This window comes from Gluconobacter sp. P1D12_c, from assembly GCF_018812105.1.
Classification (GTDB): domain Bacteria; phylum Pseudomonadota; class Alphaproteobacteria; order Acetobacterales; family Acetobacteraceae; genus Gluconobacter; species Gluconobacter oxydans_A.
In genome coordinates this window covers 1-817 of sequence record NZ_JACSIQ010000074.1, presented here as the reverse complement: position 1 = coordinate 817, position 817 = coordinate 1, and the positions used below count along the sequence as shown (strand labels likewise).

Below are 817 nucleotides of genomic sequence, written 5' to 3'. Positions count from 1 at the left end.
TGGTCAAGGCCGGCCCTTTCCCGGTTCGTGCCGGTGAAGCCCTTGTCGGTGTAAATACGATCGGCAGAAACACCGAGTTTGAGCAGTTCCTGATGCTGGGCCGCGAGATCCTGTTTGTCCGTCGAGCAGCGGGCATAGCCGATCATTATGTGTGTCATACGGGAAAGTGTAACGTATAAGGCCCCATGACTGCAAAACATATGGTACCACCTTTATGAGACACAGCACACGGCTGTATTCCATGACGTGTTGCACTTGTCCGGGACAGTCCGTCCAACGATCCCCTTCCGGACACATGAAGGAGACATCCGATCATGGCGCGGCGCCGTCTTCTGACCCGTGAAGCTCTCGCCCGACATTACGAGCCTTCTGTCGATGATCGCGAGATCACGAGACATTTTACACTCAGCCAGGATGACTTCGATCTGATCGCAACCCGCCGCGGAGAAACCTCCCGATTGGGTTTCACGATGGTCATGCTCTACATGCGCTGGCCGGGACGGGTGCTGGAATCTGGTGAAACACCACCGGCTCCCATTCTGTCATTTGTTGCGCGGCAGCTCGACCTGTCCCCTGGGCTCTGGTCCCATTACGGACGTCGTGACGAAACCCGTCGATCCCATCTGGCCCACCTGATGAAGCGTTATGGCTACCGAACCTTCGATCGGTCGGCATTTCATGACATGACCGGTTTCGCGATGCCAATTGCACATCATGTGACCCAGCCATCCCGCATGGCTGCGATCCTGATTGACGAGATGCGTCGCCGAAGCATTCTCCTGCCGTCGGTCACTGTCATTGAAGCCTTGGTGCGCCG

Annotated in this window: 2 protein-coding genes; one reads left to right on the top strand and one right to left on the bottom strand. The window is 56.7% G+C overall.

The window, feature by feature from the left end; translation table 11 throughout:
- On the bottom strand, window positions 1–158 hold a 158-nt coding region (locus tag KP705_RS15585), incomplete at its 3' end, for a recombinase family protein (protein ID WP_215764829.1).
- Window positions 159–314: 156 nt separating this feature from the next.
- On the opposite strand from KP705_RS15585, the gene KP705_RS15580 reads away from it, so the two are divergent.
- On the top strand, window positions 315–817 hold a 503-nt coding region (locus tag KP705_RS15580; protein ID WP_215764828.1), incomplete at its 3' end, for a DUF4158 domain-containing protein.